At 65.0% G+C, this 1,309-nt stretch carries 1 protein-coding gene; it reads right to left on the minus strand.

Annotated elements, in window-relative coordinates; translation table 11 throughout:
* A partial coding sequence (locus tag AC1DU6_RS31590) for an esterase/lipase family protein (RefSeq protein ID WP_477862125.1) occupies positions 1-1,196 on the minus strand: 1,196 nt, incomplete at its 3' end.
* Positions 1,197-1,309 lie beyond the last annotated feature (113 nt).

The following is a 1,309-nucleotide window of genomic DNA, read 5'->3' on the forward strand; positions in this document are numbered from 1 at the left end:
GTGCCGAGCCGACCTACCCAGGCGGGCGCCAGTTCCTCCGGGTTTGCGGCGAACAGCTTGACGAACTCGAGTGCGAACGCCCGGCCTGGGAGCCGCTCGAAGGATCGAGTCATCAGTGCCGGCTGGCCGAGGTTGGACGGAAGGACGAATCTGTCGGACCAGGTGTCAGACTGGTAAAGCGCCTCCTGCACGACCGTGGGCGCCGCGTCGAGATTGAACTCGCTGGCCCTCAGCCTGGCCAGTGTTTGCAGCATGGCCTGGCCATCGGGCGTGTTGACCTCGCTGCTCGGATAGGTCTTGGGAATTGCGTCGCCTGCGCAGGACAGGAAGTAGCGCTTCAGATAGCGGTGCGGCGTGTCCTGCAGCGACACCGGCTTGACCATGCTGCTGTGGTCGAACTGCTCCAGCACATCGACGCCGTCAGGTCGACGCTGGCATAGCGCGGTCGCACTGTCTTTGGGCACCACCAGCACCCCGCCGCCCAGAGCGGAGGCAAAGGAAAAGAAGCCCATCTTCTGCCCCTCCGCCAGGCAGTACCAGTGAAACGGCCAGGCGACTTTCTGCCACTGGTCGATCAGGGCCTGCTGGTGGCCGTCGGGCCTCATGCCGGCGAACTGGAGGCTGTCGGAGACGTAGCTCGCCACGTTGGCAATGTCGGCGCCCGTCGCCGGCGTGCCGAAAAAGCTGACGAGCTTGATGCGGCGGAGCTTGTCGCGCATGTCCTCCTTGGCATGCATGCGTAGCAGCATCTGGGCCGTGACCAGGCCGCCCATGCTGTGCGCCACGATCGTGATGTGGGCGTGGTCCAGCACGCCGTCGTTCTGCAGGTCCTTGCGCAGCTGCTCAGCGACCTTGTCGACTTCGGGGCTGCTGCCCAGCAGTTGGGTGTCGTAGCGGTAGAGGTAGATATTGCTGTTGTCGAAGGCGGGTTCGGCCCTCAGCAGGCAGGGCCAGGACTGATCTTCCTTGCCGCTCCAGGCGGTCCTGGCGCTGCTGAGCACACCGTGGACAAACACCACGACCGAGGTCCGGCTCGGGTCCTTGCCGCCCAGGAATGCCGGCCCTTCGATGGGCAGGCAGGGCGCAGGCGGCGTGGCCTGCGCAAGCGCCGAGATGGCGCAGCCAAGGCAAGCCAAGACAGCAAGCACCAGCCCGCGGACTGTGGAATAGAAAACAAGGTGTTGAATGGTGCGCATTTCGAGTCCTCCGCATGCCAGCAGGCTCAGCCCACAGGACGGCCCTGGGTCACCTGCGCGCGTGCCATGCACTGTGATGCGATGGCGTCGGCTCGACATCCTCAGTACAGAGG

Source organism: Roseateles sp. P5_B10, assembly GCF_056400485.1.